The sequence below is a fragment of the Pseudoalteromonas sp. S2721 genome, assembly GCF_005887425.1.
In the GTDB taxonomy this organism is placed as follows: domain Bacteria; phylum Pseudomonadota; class Gammaproteobacteria; order Enterobacterales; family Alteromonadaceae; genus Pseudoalteromonas; species Pseudoalteromonas simplex.
Genome location: NZ_PNCZ01000171.1, coordinates 1 through 268 on the forward strand (window position 1 = coordinate 1; position 268 = coordinate 268).

Consider the following 268-nt stretch of genomic DNA (forward strand, 5'->3'; position numbering starts at 1 on the left):
AAGCCGGAGCTGGCAGATAAAGTGTGTTTATCGCAAAGGGGATGTCTTCTTAGAGTGCAAGAGCTAGAAAAGCTTGGGGTTATTGCGGTGTATAGGGCGGTTATTTATTATCAGGCTGTTGGCCTAGGATTTATCGCTAATGTAGGGGTTGGTATAAATGAGCACTCAACCGTCTCTCAGCGAGCATACGAACACGCTCTTGAGTTTAAAGAGGAAGTAAAAGAGTGACACAATGTAACTGGCTCGTATGAATATTTGTTGAGAGTTG

Annotated in this window: 1 pseudogene; it reads left to right on the forward strand. The window is 43.7% G+C overall.

Annotated elements, in window-relative coordinates:
* Positions 1 to 228 (forward strand): annotated as a pseudogene (locus CWC02_RS20680) (Lrp/AsnC family transcriptional regulator); the annotation flags it as partial.
* Positions 229 to 268: the final 40 nt, after the last annotated feature.